Origin of the sequence: Stenotrophomonas pavanii (assembly GCF_900101175.1) — a bacterium.
GTDB lineage: Bacteria > Pseudomonadota > Gammaproteobacteria > Xanthomonadales > Xanthomonadaceae > Stenotrophomonas > Stenotrophomonas pavanii.
In genome coordinates this window covers 67,488-81,760 of the sequence record NZ_FNFQ01000014.1, presented here as the reverse complement: position 1 = coordinate 81,760, position 14,273 = coordinate 67,488, and the positions used below count along the sequence as shown (strand labels likewise).

12 protein-coding genes are annotated in these 14,273 nt (G+C 66.5%); 5 read left to right on the top strand and 7 right to left on the bottom strand.

All coding sequences use genetic code 11. The features are described 5' to 3' along the window. Positions 1-22 precede the first annotated feature (22 nt). The 3 genes from BLS66_RS19235 to BLS66_RS19225 all read right to left on the bottom strand — a co-directional run bounded on the left by BLS66_RS19235 (position 23) and on the right by BLS66_RS19225 (position 5,672). Positions 23-3,607: an ABC transporter permease subunit gene (locus tag BLS66_RS19235; protein ID WP_074726557.1), complete on the bottom strand. Its 3,585-nt coding sequence runs from the start codon at positions 3,605-3,607 to the stop codon at positions 23-25. 12 nt (positions 3,608-3,619) lie between these two features. Continuing rightward, positions 3,620-4,522 (bottom strand): ABC transporter ATP-binding protein, encoded by a 903-nt coding sequence (locus tag BLS66_RS19230; protein WP_049467373.1) that lies wholly within the window; start codon positions 4,520-4,522, stop codon positions 3,620-3,622. A gap of 118 nt (positions 4,523-4,640) precedes the next feature. Beyond that, positions 4,641-5,672 carry a LacI family DNA-binding transcriptional regulator gene (locus tag BLS66_RS19225; protein WP_049467371.1) on the bottom strand — a complete coding sequence of 344 codons (1,032 nt, stop codon included), beginning with the start codon at positions 5,670-5,672 and terminating at the stop codon, positions 4,641-4,643. Positions 5,673-5,963: 291 nt separating this feature from the next. Between BLS66_RS19225 and BLS66_RS19220 the strand changes: the two genes are divergently transcribed. From BLS66_RS19220 to BLS66_RS19200, 5 genes are all read left to right on the top strand, one after another. Next, on the top strand, positions 5,964-6,536 hold the full coding sequence (locus tag BLS66_RS19220) for a single-stranded DNA-binding protein (protein ID WP_005408464.1): 573 nt from the start codon (positions 5,964-5,966) through the stop codon (positions 6,534-6,536). Positions 6,537-6,737: 201 nt separating this feature from the next. Further along, positions 6,738-7,637 (top strand): hydroxypyruvate isomerase family protein, encoded by a 900-nt coding sequence (locus BLS66_RS19215; protein ID WP_074726556.1) that lies wholly within the window; start codon positions 6,738-6,740, stop codon positions 7,635-7,637. 27 nt (positions 7,638-7,664) lie between these two features. Continuing rightward, positions 7,665-9,350 (top strand): GMC oxidoreductase, encoded by a 1,686-nt coding sequence (locus BLS66_RS19210; protein ID WP_074726555.1) that lies wholly within the window; start codon positions 7,665-7,667, stop codon positions 9,348-9,350. Continuing rightward, positions 9,350-9,925 (top strand): gluconate 2-dehydrogenase subunit 3 family protein, encoded by a 576-nt coding sequence (locus tag BLS66_RS19205; protein WP_074726554.1) that lies wholly within the window; start codon positions 9,350-9,352, stop codon positions 9,923-9,925. Before BLS66_RS19210 ends, BLS66_RS19205 begins: the two co-directional genes overlap by 1 nt. Next, positions 9,925-10,683, top strand: a complete 759-nt coding sequence (locus tag BLS66_RS19200) for a 3-keto-disaccharide hydrolase (RefSeq protein ID WP_074726584.1) — start codon at positions 9,925-9,927, stop codon at positions 10,681-10,683. The genes BLS66_RS19205 and BLS66_RS19200 overlap by 1 nt, the downstream gene beginning before the upstream one ends. A 9-nt stretch (positions 10,684-10,692) precedes the next feature. Here BLS66_RS19200 and BLS66_RS19195 read toward each other — a convergent pair whose 3' ends face one another. The 4 genes from BLS66_RS19195 to BLS66_RS19180 are packed head-to-tail and all read right to left on the bottom strand — an operon-like array spanning position 10,693 to position 14,260. Next, complete coding sequence (locus BLS66_RS19195) at positions 10,693-10,989, bottom strand: c-type cytochrome (protein ID WP_049467461.1); 297 nt, start codon at positions 10,987-10,989, stop codon at positions 10,693-10,695. A 30-nt stretch (positions 10,990-11,019) separates the two neighbouring features. After that, positions 11,020-11,886, bottom strand: coding sequence for a sugar phosphate isomerase/epimerase family protein (locus BLS66_RS19190; protein WP_074726583.1), 867 nt, complete (start codon positions 11,884-11,886; stop codon positions 11,020-11,022). A 19-nt stretch (positions 11,887-11,905) separates the two neighbouring features. After that, on the bottom strand, positions 11,906-13,030 hold the full coding sequence (locus tag BLS66_RS19185) for a Gfo/Idh/MocA family protein (RefSeq protein WP_049467357.1): 1,125 nt from the start codon (positions 13,028-13,030) through the stop codon (positions 11,906-11,908). 12 nt (positions 13,031-13,042) lie between these two features. Then, complete coding sequence (locus tag BLS66_RS19180) at positions 13,043-14,260, bottom strand: nucleoside permease (protein ID WP_074726553.1); 1,218 nt, start codon at positions 14,258-14,260, stop codon at positions 13,043-13,045. Between the last annotated feature and the right edge of the window lie 13 nt (positions 14,261-14,273).

Sequence of the window (14,273 nt, the reverse complement as noted above, 5' to 3'; positions counted from 1 at the left end):
GCATCGGCCGGCACCCCGTTCCTCACATCGTCACCTTGCGCCGGTTGTCATCGCTCACCCGGTCGATCAGCTTGTTGTACGGGTCAAAGCCCGCTTCATCCGGCTTTTCATCCACCGTCACCGTGATCTTCGGCGCGGCGCTGGTGATGTGGTGGCGCTGCAGGTACAGCACCTTCTGGTCGCGCTCCTTGCCCGACGGCCCGTTGGCGAATACGCCGACCTCGACCCAGTCATCCATCTTCCCGTCACTTTCCTTGCCCTTGCCGTCGGCGTACTGCTTGGCCGCGTGCAGGTCCAGTGTCACGTCGTAGCGGCCATCATCGCGCTTGCGGGCGCTGGCGGCCATCACCCGGTTGTCGTAGAAGCTGATCTTCTCGAACAGGTCGGTGACCAGCTGCTGGCGGTCGGCCGGCGTCTCGGCGCGGATGTAGCCCAGCAGCTCGCGTGAGGTGGTGTACGGCGGCTGCTGGTAGCCCTTGTCCTGCAGGAAGCGCTTCAACGCACGGTTCAGCGCCTGCTCGCCGATCTCCTCGCGCAGGCGGTAGAAGGCCAGCGAACCTTTCTGGTAGTGGATGTACTGCTGGTTTTCCACGCGTTCCAGCGGCTGTTCCTCGATGGCTTCGCCACCGCGGCCGGACAGGTAGCCGTCCAGTTCGCGCTTGAGGAACTGGCGCATGTGCTGGCGGCCGTATTCCTGCTCCATCACCATCAAGGCCGAGTACTGCGACAGCGATTCGGACAGCACGGTCGCGCCCTGCACGTTGGCACCGATCACCTGGTGCGCCCACCACTGGTGCGCGATCTCGTGCGCGGTCACGTAGAACACGTAGTCCACCTTGTCCGGGTCGCGCAGGTCGGCGATGAAACCGATGGCCTCGGAATAGGGGATGGTGTTGGCGAACGACTGCGCGAAGCGGGCATAGCCCGGGAACTCGATGATGCGTACCTGGCGGTGCTGGTACGGGGTGAAGTTCGCCTCGTAATAGGCCAGCGACTTCTGCACCGCCTCGATCATCCGGTCCACGTTGTAGCCGTGCGCCGGATCGAAGTAGACCTCGATCGGGATGTCCTTGTACTTCGCCTTGCGCACCTCCCAGCGTGCCGAGAGATAGGCATAGAAGTTCAGCATCGGCCGGTCCATGGCATAGCTGAAGCAGCGCCGGCCGTTGACCGTGGTCTCGTGCTGCAGGTAGCCCGGGGCCAGCGCCACCTGGTCTGGTGCGGTGCAGACCGTGGTGCGGAAGTCGAGCCAGTCGGCATCGTTGGCAATGTAGGTGTTGGCGCGCGCCGCTTCGTCCTCCAGCCTGGGCATGCGCCGGGGTTCACCCAGGCCGCGCTTGCGCCGCTCGTTGCGATCGGTGATTTCGGCGCCCTCGCTGTAGCCGAACGAGGGCAGCACGCGGCTGTTGAAGAAGGTGCCGTTGTCCACGATGTTGCTCGGAGCCTGACCGGCGGTGATGCCGTTGGGATTCTGCACCACCCGGAAATGCACGTTGCGGGTTTCGCCCGGCTGCAGCGGCTTCTGCAGGCGGTAGATGCGGTAGCCGAGATCGGCATCGCGCAACGACAGCGTCTGCCCACCCAGGTCGACGTCGACCAGCTGCTTGTCATCGCCCATCGAAACATGCACGTCCTGGATCGGCGTGGCATGGGTATTGCGCACCGTCCAGTTCGCATCGATCACCATCGACTGCGATTCCGGGAACAGGTCCACGCGGTTGTCCACTGCCACGATGCGTGGCTGCGGCAGGGCGCGGTACTTCGACAGCTCGCGCTCGTAGCGGGCCTGCAGGTCCAGCTGCTGGTCGGGCGAGATGAACTCGTTGCGGATATTGGTGCTCCAGTACAGCCAGCCGCCCACGCCGGCGAAGGCCAATGCCGCAAGTCCGGCGAAGACGCCGGTCGGGCCGCGCAGGCGGCGGCCGGCCAGGGCCAGGCGCTGGCGCAGGCCCTGGCTGACACCGCGCACCCAGAATGCCGACGCCAGGCACATCAGGGTCAGCAGGAACAGTGCCCAGTAGCCCTGGAATGCCAGCTGCCCCGGCAGGAAGTGGCCGTAGCCGTTCATGTCCGAATAGGGAGCGTTGGGCCAGCCACCGAAGTTGTACAGGTTCTGCGTGTAGTCCAGCATGCCGAGCACGCCCTGGCCGATCATCACCACGATCAGCAGCGCGTAGCCGAGGAACTTGTTGTTGGTGAGCACCTGCAGCACCAGGGCCAGGCCTCCCATCAGGAGGTAGATCACCGAATCCATCGCCAGGCTGCGCAGGTACAGCAGCGGCTCCAGGTGGGTGTAGCCCTTGACCAGCTGCACGCCCATCGCCGCCAGCGCACCGGCGGCCTGGAAGCAGATGATCACTGCCAGCAGCGCGGTGAACTTGGCCAGCAGCGGTACCCAGTTCGGCACCGGCATGGCATCGGTCACTTCGTTGATGCGCGCGCTGCGTTCCTTCCACACCAGCTCACCGGCGAAGAACAGCACGATGATCACCAGCAGCCAGCTGAAAGCGCCCTGCAGGCCCATGATCATCTGCGAGGTGACCGGCCAGATCGAGGTGCCGTACAGGGTCTGCCGGAACAGCGCGTTGGGCAGGAAATTGGCCATGCCCAGCACCAGCAGCACGATGAACGGCACGCTGCGCAGTACACCGCGTGTATCGAAGCGCACCTGGCGCAGGAACTGTTGCCACGCGGTGGACGCACTGAATGCCGGAACCACGCGCGGCAACGGGGTGCGGGTGGGCCGAAGCGCTGCGGCGTCGGCAACCGGCTGCGCCTGCCGGCGGCCCCAGCGACGACGGCCGCTGCCGCTGCGCTCGGTGCGGAACAGGGCGAACGTGGCGGCGAACAGCAGCGCCGTCACACCCAGCCACAGGGCACGGTTGGCCAGCAGGTAGCCCGCCAGGCCGGGAACGCCGCTGTTGTGCTCGGCGGTGGACCAGTAGCGGATGGTGCGCGACAGGGCGCGCATGCCCAAAGGCTCGCTGAGCACCGCCAGCCAGGTGTTGTCGATGTCGCGCAGCACCGCCGCGCTGGCGCCGAACAGCACCAGGTAGGCCACCAGCCCGATGTAGACCCACAGGATCGAACGCGTGACCGCCGCCAGCAGTGACAGCAGCGCGGTGGTGAACAACAGGTTGGGAATGACGATGACCGCAAAACTCCAGGCATAGCCCTGCCAGCTGATCGGCCCCATGCGCTCGGCGTCCACCCAGGGCATGAACGGTGCCAGCCAGAGCCCGAAAGCGACCAGCAGGTAGAACAGCAGGCCGGTGGCCAGGGCCGCGGCGATGCGCCCGGCCAGGTAGTCGCGGCGTTTCACCGGGCTGGCGAAGATCAATTCGGCGGTGCCCAGTTCGAAGTCACGCAGCAGCGCATTGCTGACGAACAGCGCAGTCACCAGCATGCCGAGCAGGGTGAAGATCCCCAGCATCTGTGCGATCACGGTCGGCGCGTTGCTGTGCACGTTGCCGCTGCCGCCACCGATCTGTACGGCGTCACTGGACGCGGCGGCGAAGGCGAGCAGGGCGAACAGCCCGGCCAGCAGCCACAGCAGGGGCGAGCGCAGCTGCTCGCGCAGCTCGAAACGGAAGAAGTTGAGGATCATGGCGTGCTCCGCTCAGGCTGCCGCGCGGGCACGGGCCTGCAGGCGCAGGCGCTGGAAGTACACGTCCTCGAGGTCGGGGGCCACGGCCGCGAAGCCGTCGCCGGGGTCGTTGGCGCTGTGCACATGGATCACCGGGCGGCCACCGACCAGCCGGGTCGACAGCACCACATGGCGCGCTTCATGCTCGGCCAGCTCCGAAGGATCGACCTGCTTGCGCCAGACCTGGTGCTGCAGGGCGTCGATCGCCTCGCTGGGGCGGCCGCTCAGCAGTACCTGGCCCTTGTTCATGATCGCCATCGTCGGGCACAGGTCGGTCACGTCCTCGACGATATGGGTGGACAGGATCACCGCCACGTTCTCGCCGATCGCGGCCAGCAGGTTGAGGAAGCGGTTGCGTTCCTCCGGGTCGAGGCCGGCAGTGGGCTCGTCGACGATCACCAGCCGTGGGTCACCCAGCAATGCCTGGGCAATGCCGAAGCGCTGGCGCATGCCGCCGGAGTAGGTGCCGAGCTTGCGCTTGCGCGCGTCCCACAGGTTCACCTGCTGCAGCAGTCCATCGACCACTTCGCGGCGCTGCGCGCGCTGGGTCAGTCCCTTGAGCACCGCGAAGTGTTCCAGCAGGTCCAGCGCGCTGACTTTCGGGTACACGCCAAAATCCTGCGGCAGGTAGCCCAGGCGGCGACGCACCGCGTCCTTGTCGCGCAGCACGTCGATCGGTGCCTCGCCCGGAATGCTGAGGACAGCCGTACCGCTGTCGGCTTCCTGCAGGGTGGACAGCGTGCGCATCAGCGAGGACTTGCCAGCGCCGTTGGGCCCAAGCAGGCCGAACATGCCGCGCGGGATGTCCAGGCTGACGTTGTTGAGAGCGTGCACGCCGTTGGCGTAGGTCTTGGACAGCGAATCGATCTTCAGCATGCGACGTACACCTTTCCCTGGACGTTGTCTGCGCGTTATCCGCGCAATCGCCCCGGTCCGCATCCGCCGTTGGTCATGGGGGGGAAATCCCGCCGTCGCGCGTTGGCAGGGACAGCGCTTACCCGCGCAGGGACGATTCGCGCACCACCAGCTTCACCGGGATGCTCTGGCTGTCCACCGGCTGCCGGCCGATCAGCGCCAGCAGGCGTTCCACCAGCAGCTGCCCGGCCTGCTTGGTGTCCTGCTGTACGGTGGTCAGCGCCGGGGACACCGAAGCCGCCAGCGGGATGTCGTCGAAGCCGGTGACCGCCACGTCCTGCGGTACGCGCAGCCCGGCGTCGCGCAGGGCGCGGATCGCGCCGATGGCGATCAGGTCGCTGGCCGCGCAGATCGCATCGACTGGTTCAGCGCGCGCCAGCAGCGCCTGGCAGGCCTGCTGGCCAGAGGCTTCGGTGGTGATGGCGTCGTGCTGCAGCGCCGGTTCGGCGGCCAGGCCATGTTCCTGCAGGGCCGCGACGTGGCCGCGGTAGCGCTCCTGGAATTCGGGGTAATGGCTGGAGGCATGGCCGAGGAAGGCGATGCGGCGGCAGCCCTGCTGCAACAGGTGGGTGGTGATGTCATGCCCGCCCTGGAAGTTGTCGCTGCCGATCGAGACACCGGGCTGGCCGGGCAGGGCGGCGCCCCAGCGCACGAAATGCGTGCCCTGTTCGACCAGCCGCTGCAGGCGGTCGCGCGATTCGTGGTAGTCGCCGTAGCCGAGCAGGATGATGCCGTCGGCCTTGTTGCTGTCCTCGTAATCGGCCTGCCAGTCGGTGGACAGCTGCTGGAACGAGACCAGCAGGTCCTGCCCATGCAGCGCGCAGGCGCGGGTGATCGAGCCCAGCATCGAATGGAAGAACGGGTTGATCAGCGAGTCATCGTTGGTCGGGTCCTCGAAGAACAGCAGGGCCAGCGTGCCGGCATTGCGCAGGCGCAGGCTGGAGGCATTCTTGTCGACCTTGTAGTTCAGCTCGCGGGCAATGCGCAGGATGCGCTCACGGGTCTCGGCGTTGACCATCGGGCTGCCACGCAGGGCCCGCGACACCGTGGGCTGTGAGACTCCGGCCAGGTGGGCGATGTCCAGGGAGGTGGCTTTGCCTTTGATCGTCATGTGCGGGCGGAGCGGGCAGGTGGAAGGTGCCCGGGCATGATGCCATGCGCAGACGCGAATGCCCCTCTCAACGTCGGCCTGGGCGCAGGTAAGTCATTGCCGGACAAGGAAATCAGCCTGGTCCTTCGGTGCGGTCGGGGTGTCCTGACCGGGCGGATGGCGGCGGCAATGGTAAGATGCGTCGTTCTCGCATTCCCCCAAATTTCACCAGGGGCGGCCCAGCGTACTGCACCCCGCCCGGGGCTGTGCTATCACTGGCGGTCTGCCCCTGGACAACGGACGAAGGTACCTATGGCGCGCGGCATCAACAAAGTCATCCTGGTCGGCAATCTCGGCAACGACCCGGACGTGAAGTACACCCAGGGCGGCATGGCGATCACCCGCATCAGCCTGGCCACCACCAGCGTCCGCAAGGACAAGGATGGCAACCAGCAGGAGCGCACCGAATGGCACCGCGTGGTGTTCTTCGGCAAGCTCGGCGAGATCGCCGGCGAGTACCTGCGCAAGGGCAGCTCGGTCTACGTCGAAGGCAGCCTGCGCTACGACAAGTACACCGGCCAGGACGGCGTGGAGAAGTACTCCACGGACATCATCGCCGATGAAATGCAGATGCTGGGCGGCCGCGGTGAAGGCGGCGGCGGTGGCGGTGGTGGCAACTACGGCGGCGATCGTCCGCAGCGCCAGCAGGCGCCGCGCCAGGAGTACGGCGGCGGCGGTGGCCAGCGTGGCGGCCAGGGCGGCGGCTATGGCAACCAGGGCGGCAACCAGGGCGGCGGTTACGGCAACCAGGGCGGCAACCAGCGCCCGCAGCCGCAGCAGGCGCCGCCGATGGACGACTTCGCTGACGACGATATTCCGTTCTGATCGGACGCTCGCCTGCAGCAGAAAAGAAAGCCCCGCTCATGCGGGGCTTTTCTTTTTCCGCGATTGCATCGGAGTTGTGCCTCGCAGCATCAGTTTTCGTGCACCGCAACTTGCAAGCATCCAGTTTCCTCCCCTATGGTGCAATCGATTGCATTGCTGTGAATCGTTGCGTTTGATACCGGTTGGGAGGCCGGGAGGTGGATGTCCATCCATACAATCAGACCGGTCCCGGCAGGTGGGCTGACACGGCGTGATGCGCTTCGTATCGCTGTCGCTGGAAGCGTGGCCCTGGGTACTACAGTGGGCGCGCGGACTGCATTCGCCACCACTGCACCGCTGAAGGGCAACCTGAAGCATTCCGTCGCACGCTGGACCTTCCCGCAGCTGTCGGTCGCCCAGCTCTGTGCGACGGTGAAGGACATCGGCTTCGCCGCCATCGACCTGGTTGGCCCGGAAGACTGGCCCACGCTGAAGGCCCATGGCGTGTACAGCTCGATGTGCAATGGCGCGGAGCTGGGCCTGACCCAGGGCTTTGCCGGCCGTGAGGTCCACGACCCGCTGGTAGAGCGCTACACGCGGCACATCGATCTGGTGGCCGATGCCGGTTACCGGAATCTCATCTGCTTCTCCGGCAACCGCAACGGCATGGACCCGCATGACGGCATGGCCAATGCCGAGGCTGGCCTCAAGCGCATCCTCGGGCATGCCGAGAAGCGTGGCGTCGTGCTGGTGATGGAGCTGCTCAACTCCAAGGTCGATCACCGCGACTACCTGTGCGACCACTCGGCCTGGGGCGTGGAGCTGTGCCAGCGGCTCGGCTCGGACAACTTCGGCCTGCTGTACGACATCTACCACATGCAGATCATGGAGGGCGACATCATCGCCACCATCGGCAAGCATCACGCCTGCTTCAAGCACTACCACACCGCAGGCGTGCCTGGCCGGCATGAGATCGGAGACCAGCAGGAGCTGAACTATGCAGCGATCTGCCGCGCGATCCGCGACACCGGTTTCGAGGGGTATGTGGCGCAGGAGTTCATGCCTGCCGCGCCCGATCCTGTTGGTTCATTGCGCGAGGCGATCCGCCTCTGCGACGTCTGAAACGATATCCACCCAGGTGAGAGACCCATGGCAGATAATCACTACGACGCCATTGTTGTTGGCTCGGGAATCAGTGGCGGCTGGGCAGCGAAGGAGCTGACCGAGAAGGGCCTGAAGGTCCTGATGCTGGAACGCGGGCGCAACATCGAGCACGTCAAGGACTACGTCAACGCGATGAAGGAAGCGTGGGATTTCCCGCATCGCAACCGGCCGACGCAGGCGATGAAGGCCGCGTTCCCGGTGCTGATGCGCGACTACGGCCTGGCCGAGAACCTGGAAGGAATGTGGGCCAACGAGCGGGACTCGCCCTACATCGAGACCAAGCGCTTCGACTGGTTCCGTGGCTACCACGTGGGTGGGCGCTCGCTGATGTGGGGCCGGCAGAGCTATCGGTTTTCCGACCTGGACTTCGAAGCCAACCTCAAGGATGGCATTGCCACCGACTGGCCGATCCGCTATGCCGACATCGCGCCGTGGTACGACCATGTGGAGAAGTTCGCCGGCATCGCCGGCACGCGCGAAGGACTGGACGTGCTCCCGGACGGCGAGTTCCTGCCGCCGATCCCGTTGAACATCGTCGAGAAGGACGTGGCCGCTCGGATCAAGAAGGCCTTTGGCGGAACGCGGCACATGATCCACTCGCGCACGGCCAACATCACCCAGCCGATGCCCGAGCAGGGGCGCGTGAACTGCCAGTACCGCAACAAGTGCATCCTGGGCTGTCCCTTCGGTGCCTACTTCTCGACCCAGTCGGCGACGCTGCCGGCGGCGATGAAGACCGGCAACCTGACGCTGCGGCCGTTCTCGATCGTCAAGGAAGTGCTCTACGACAAGGACCGCAAGCGTGCGCGTGGCGTGGAGGTGATCGACGCCGAAACCGGGCAGACCTACCAGTACACCGCCAAGGTCATCTTCCTCAACGCGTCGTCGTTCAACTCCACCTGGCTGCTGATGAATTCGGCGACCGACGTCTGGGACGGGGGACTGGGTTCTTCGTCGGGCGAGCTGGGGCACAACGTGATGGACCATCATTTCGGTGCGGGCGCCTCGGGCCGGGTCGAGGGCTACGAAGACAAGTACTACTTCGGCCGCCGTCCCTGCGGCTTCTACATTCCGCGCTTCCGCAACGTCGCGTCCGACAAGCGGGGTTACCTGCGCGGGTTCGGCTACCAGGGCGGTGCCAGCCGCACCGGCTGGTCGCGCGAGATCGCCGAGCTGAACATCGGTGCCGATCTGAAGGAGGCGCTGACCGTACCGGGCGACTGGCGCATCGGCATGACCGGGTTCGGTGAAATGCTGCCGCACCACGACAATGCGATCCGCCTGGACCGCGACCGCAAGGACAAGTGGGGGCTGCCGGTGCTGGCGATGGATGTGTCCATGCGTGCCAACGAACTGGCGATGCGCAAGGACATGGCCGCCGATGCCGCCGAGATGCTGGAGGCGGCCGGGGTCAAGGACGTGAAGATGCACGACAACGACTACGCCCCGGGCAAGGGCATCCATGAGATGGGGACCGCGCGCATGGGACGTGATCGGAAGAGTTCGGTATTGAACGCGCACAACCAGGTCTGGGATGCGCCCAACGTCTACGTCACCGACGGTGCCTGCATGACCTCCAGCGCCTGCGTGAACCCCTCGTTGACCTACATGGCGCTGACCGCGCGCGCGGCCGACCATGCGGTGCGCGAACTGAAAGCGGGGAACCTGTGATGGACCGCCGCGAACTGCTGAAGATGATCGTTGCAGCCACCGGTACGGCCATGGTCGGCCTGCCGGCCCTGGTGCATGGCAAGGTTCCGGCAACCGGGGCGATGCCCGCGTTCTCCGACGCCGATATCGGCATGCTCGACGAGATCGCCGAGACCATCCTGCCGCGGACCCGGACACCGGGTGCAAAGGATGCCGGCGCCGGCCTGTTCATGGCCACGTTCGTCAGCGACTGCTACACCGCCCGCCAGCAGGCAGCGTTCCGCACCGGCCTGGCCGACATCAACACGCGCGCAGGCGGTCGTTTCGTGTCGCTCACGCCGGACGCCCGCACCGAACTGCTGCGCCGCCTGGACGCGGAAGCCAGGGCACGCCCTGCCGAGGTGACCGAAACCGGGACGCCCGAAGAGGGCGAGGCCATGCCGCATTACTTCACGATGATCAAGCAGCTGGCCATTTTCGGCTTCTTCACCTCCAAGGTCGGCGCGACCGGAGTGCTGCAGTACGTCGCCGTGCCGGGACGCTACGATGGCGACCTCGCCTATGTCCCCGGTACGCCGGCGTGGGGGACCAGCTGATGGACAACACCAGGATGATCCGCACAGTGCTGGCCACCGCCGGCCTGCTGGCCACGGCATCGGCATCGGCGCAGGACAGTGCCGACGCTGCACGTGACCCGAAGAAGACCGAAGTGTGGACCCCCGTACCCGCTGTCGTGGCCACGCCGCCAGGCAAGGCCCCCTCCGACGCGATCGTGCTGTTCGATGGCAAGGATGTGTCCGCGTGGGAATCGGAGCAGGGCGGACGCGTGCCCTGGAAGGTTGCCGGGGGCGCGATGACGGTCGTTCCGGGCAGCAAGGGCATCCGTACCCGGCAACGCTTCTGCGATGTCCAGCTGCATGTCGAATGGCGTACTCCCGCCGAAACGAAGGGCTTCGACGGCCAGAACCGCGGCAACAGCGGGATCTTCCTGCAGGAACGGTATGAACTGCAGGTGCTCGACAGCTACAACAACCCGACCTATGCCAATGGCCAGGCCGGCTCCATCTACAAGCAGGCCATGCCGCGGGTGAATGCCTCGCGCGCGCCGGGCCAGTGGCAGGCCTACGACATCCTCTGGAAGGCACCGCGCTTCTCGGCGGGAGGCGGGCTGATTTCGCCTGCGCGCATCACGGTGCTGCACAACGGCGTGCTGGTGCAGGATGACACCGTGCTGGCAGGCAAGACCGAGTACATCGGGGCGCCCTCGTATTCGCCCCATGCCTGTGCGCCGCTCTATCTGCAGGAGCATGACTCCAGGGTCAGCTACCGCAACATCTGGGTGCGCGAGCTGTAGCCCGGTCCGTTACTTCGCCAGGTAGCTGGCGATGTCATCGATCTCCTGCTGCGACAGCTGGGGGAAGGGCGGCATCAGGCCGCCGCCCTTCCTGATCTTGTCCTTGATCTGCGCGGCATCCAGGCGCTTGCTGACATCGGTGAGCGCCGGGAACGCACCCGGCATGCCAGCGCGGTCCGCGCCATGGCAGGCGGTGCAGTTGGCGGAGTAGAGCTTCGCTCCGGCGGCAGGGTCGTCCTTGCACCACGCAGCGGTTGCCAGTGTCGTGCCGCACAGGAGCACGGCCAGGGGCAGGATCGGTTTCAGGCGGATGTCCAAGCAAGGCTCCTTTGCGGATCAGCGCCGCGCACGAGCGGGCTGGCTGAGGGTCAGGTGTTCACGCAGGTAGTCCGCGCCGGTCTGGATGACCTTGCTCGGATCGCGTGGCTGGTCGTGCTCGACGATGTACCACTTCACGTTGGCCGCCGCTGCGGCAGGCAGGATCGCGTTCCAGTCCAGCACGCCCTGGCCCACCGCGGCGAATCCGCCTTCGTCTTCGGCCTGGCCCTTGGGCGCATTGTCCTTGGCATGCACCGCGAACAGGCGGCCGCTGAACTTGCCCAGCATCGCCGCCGGGTCCAGACCCGCACGCGCGACCCAGGCCAGGTCCAGCTCGGTCTGCAGCTCGGGCCCGGCCGCCGCGAACAGCAGCTCCAGTCCGGTCCTGCCTTCGAAGTCGGCCAGCTCGAAGTCGTGGTTGTGATAGGCCAGCTGCATGCCCTTGCCGCGCAGTTGCCTGGCGATCCGGCCCAGGTCCTGGCCCAGCGCGGTCCAGCCTGCGGCATCGGCCGGCCGGTCCTTCTGATCCAGGTAGGGCACCACCAGCGTGGTGTTGCCGATCGCGCGGTTGAACGCCACCACGCCATCAAGGTTGTTGCGCAGTTCGGTCAACGGGACATGCGACGAAACCGCCTTGATCGCGTAGCGGTCCAGCAACTGCTTCAACGCCTGCGCGCTGACGTTCTGGGTACCGACCGTTTCCACCGCGCGCACGCCCGCGTCGTGGACGATCTTCAGCTGCTGGTCCAGTGAGCCGGCGTTGCGCAGCGTGTACATCTGCACGGCGATGGGTTGCTGCGGAGCTGCTGCGTTCCGCGCGAGGGCGGGCAGGGCAGCGAGCAACAGCACGACAAGGGTTGCAGTTCTACGCACACGGATGTTCATCATGGGGTCCTCCCGGGATTCAACCGATGGCGGTCCAGGCGCGTGACCTGGCCGATGCAATGACACGATCGACGATCTGCGCCGAGCGCAGGCCGTCTTCGAAGGTGGGCAGGCCCTGCGGCCGCTCACCTTCAATGGCGCGGTAGGTGTCGGCGACGAACGCCTCGAAGCACTGGGCGTAGCCCTGCGCGTGCCCGGCCGGCAGCACCGACAGCCGGCGCTGTTCGGCACTGCCCGCGCCGGGCCCGCGCACGAAGATCTCCTCGCGCTGGTCGGGCAGGCCGATCCACAGCCGCTCGGCATCCTCCTGGTCGAAGGCGACGCTGGCGTTGGCGCCGTCGATCTCGAACCAGAGGCGGTTGCGGCGTCCGGCCGACACCTGGCTGACGGTCAACGACGCCAGCGTACCGGCCCGGGTCCTGAACATCGCGGCCGCCACGTCCTCGCTTGCGACCGCCTGCATTGCGCCCCCCGCGGCCGGTGTGCTGAAACTCTGCGCGCTGACCGCGCCGCGTTCGGCGATCACGGTGGCGAACGCCGCGCTGACCTCGGCGAAGCGTTCGCCGCTGACCCATTCGACCAGATCGCACCAGTGTGAACCGATGTCGGCGAACACGCGTGACGTGCCTCCCAGCGCAGGGTCCACGCGCCAGTTGTTGCTGGCCGGGTCCAGCAGCCAATCCTGCAGGTAGCTGCCATGGATCAGGTGCAACGGCCCCAGCTCACCCTGCGCGATGCGCGCGCGGGCCTCACGCACCACCGGGTGGTAGCGGTAGACGAACGGCACCGTGGCAACCAATCCGGTCGAGGCGGCCAACGCGGCCAGCTCCCGCGCATCCTCCAGCGTGGTCGCCAGCGGCTTCTCGCAGATCACGTGCTTGCCGGCCTCCAGTGCGGCCTGGGCCATGGCACGGTGCAGGTGGTTCGGCGTGCACACGTGCACGACCTGCACCTGCGGATCGGCGATCACCTCTTCGATGTCCCGGTAGGCGCGCGGAACATTCCAGAGCTGCGCCATCTCGCGCGCGCGCTGCGCTGACGAAGCGGCGACGCCGCGTACCTCGGCACCGGCGAGCAAGGCCGCGCGACGATGCACGGCGCCGATCATGCCGGTGCCGATGATGGCGATTCCAAGCTGGGGCATCGGCGGGTCTCCTCAGAGGGTGGATGGTGCGGCCGCAGCCACCGGCCGGTCGCGGAACAGCAGCAGGAAGGCGACCAGCACCACCAGCGCGACGCCGGCCGGGAACAACCAGATCTGTTGCCAGTCCGGGCCTGCGGCGGTGGTGAAGTGCTCGACCACGGCACCGGACAGGAAGGTGCCGATCAACATGCCAACCCCGTAGGTGGCCAGGGTGATGAAGCCCTGCGCGCTGCTGCGCGCGGCAGCGCCGGCGTGCGCATCGGTGTAGATCTGGCCGGTAACGAAGAAGAAGTCGTAGCAGATGCCGTGCAGCACGATGCCGATCACCAGCAGCGAGAAACCGCCCCCGGCATCGCCAAAGGCGAACAGGACGTAGCGCACCACCCAGGCCGCCATGCCCACCGCCAGCATGGTCTTCACCCCCAGCCGCACGAACAGGAAGGGCATGGCCAGCATCAGCAGCACCTCGGAGACCTGGCCCAGCGACTGCAGGCCCGCGGCACCGCGCACGCCCAGGTCGTTGAGATAGGGGTTGGTGAAGTTGTAATAGAACGACAGCGGGATGCAGATGGCGATGGAGGCCAGGAAGAACACCAGGTAGGCGCGCGACTTCAGCAGCCGCAGCGAGTCCAGCCCCAGGATCTGCCCCAGCCCGGCGTCGCGCTGCTGTGCCAGTGGCGGTGTGTGTGGCAGGGTGAACGCATACAGCCCGAGCACCAGCGACGCCAATGCGGCCATGCGGAACGTCAGCTCAAGCCGATGCGCCTGCTCCCACCCCAGCCAGCCGATCAGCACGCCTGCGATGATCCAGCCGATGCTGCCGGCCACGCGTACCAGCGGGAACTGCTTCTCGGGCGACTGCATGTGCCGCATGGCCACGCTGTTGGCCAGTGCCAGGGTCGGCATGAACAGCAGCATGTAGCCCATCACGCAGGCCGAGAACACACTGAAGCTGGTGGCGGTGGACGCCAGCCACATCAGCACCGCGCCGGCCAGGTGCAGCACCGCGAGGATGCGCTGCGCCGCGAAGTAGCGATCCGCGATCAGGCCGACCAGGAACGGCGCCACGATGGCGCCGATGGACTGGCTGAGGAAGGCGGTCGCTACCTGGCTCGCGCTGGCCTGCAGCGGGCCCTGCACCAGGTAGGTGCCGAGGGTGACGAACCACGCCCCCCAGATGAAGAACTGTAGAAACATCATCGCGCCCAGGCGCGACATGGCGTGCGTCATGGCTTGCCCTCCC

Coding starts and splice junctions, on each gene's coding strand:
- BLS66_RS19225 (WP_049467371.1), bottom strand. CDS start 5,672: ATGACGATCAAAGGCAAAGCCACCTCCCTGGACATCGCCCACCTGGCC.
- BLS66_RS19205 (WP_074726554.1), top strand. CDS start 9,350: ATGGACCGCCGCGAACTGCTGAAGATGATCGTTGCAGCCACCGGTACG.
- BLS66_RS19210 (WP_074726555.1), top strand. CDS start 7,665: ATGGCAGATAATCACTACGACGCCATTGTTGTTGGCTCGGGAATCAGT.
- BLS66_RS19220 (WP_005408464.1), top strand. CDS start 5,964: ATGGCGCGCGGCATCAACAAAGTCATCCTGGTCGGCAATCTCGGCAAC.
- BLS66_RS19180 (WP_074726553.1), bottom strand. CDS start 14,260: ATGACGCACGCCATGTCGCGCCTGGGCGCGATGATGTTTCTACAGTTC.
- BLS66_RS19200 (WP_074726584.1), top strand. CDS start 9,925: ATGGACAACACCAGGATGATCCGCACAGTGCTGGCCACCGCCGGCCTG.
- BLS66_RS19235 (WP_074726557.1), bottom strand. CDS start 3,607: ATGATCCTCAACTTCTTCCGTTTCGAGCTGCGCGAGCAGCTGCGCTCG.
- BLS66_RS19230 (WP_049467373.1), bottom strand. CDS start 4,522: ATGCTGAAGATCGATTCGCTGTCCAAGACCTACGCCAACGGCGTGCAC.
- BLS66_RS19190 (WP_074726583.1), bottom strand. CDS start 11,886: ATGAACATCCGTGTGCGTAGAACTGCAACCCTTGTCGTGCTGTTGCTC.
- BLS66_RS19215 (WP_074726556.1), top strand. CDS start 6,738: ATGTCCATCCATACAATCAGACCGGTCCCGGCAGGTGGGCTGACACGG.
- BLS66_RS19185 (WP_049467357.1), bottom strand. CDS start 13,030: ATGCCCCAGCTTGGAATCGCCATCATCGGCACCGGCATGATCGGCGCC.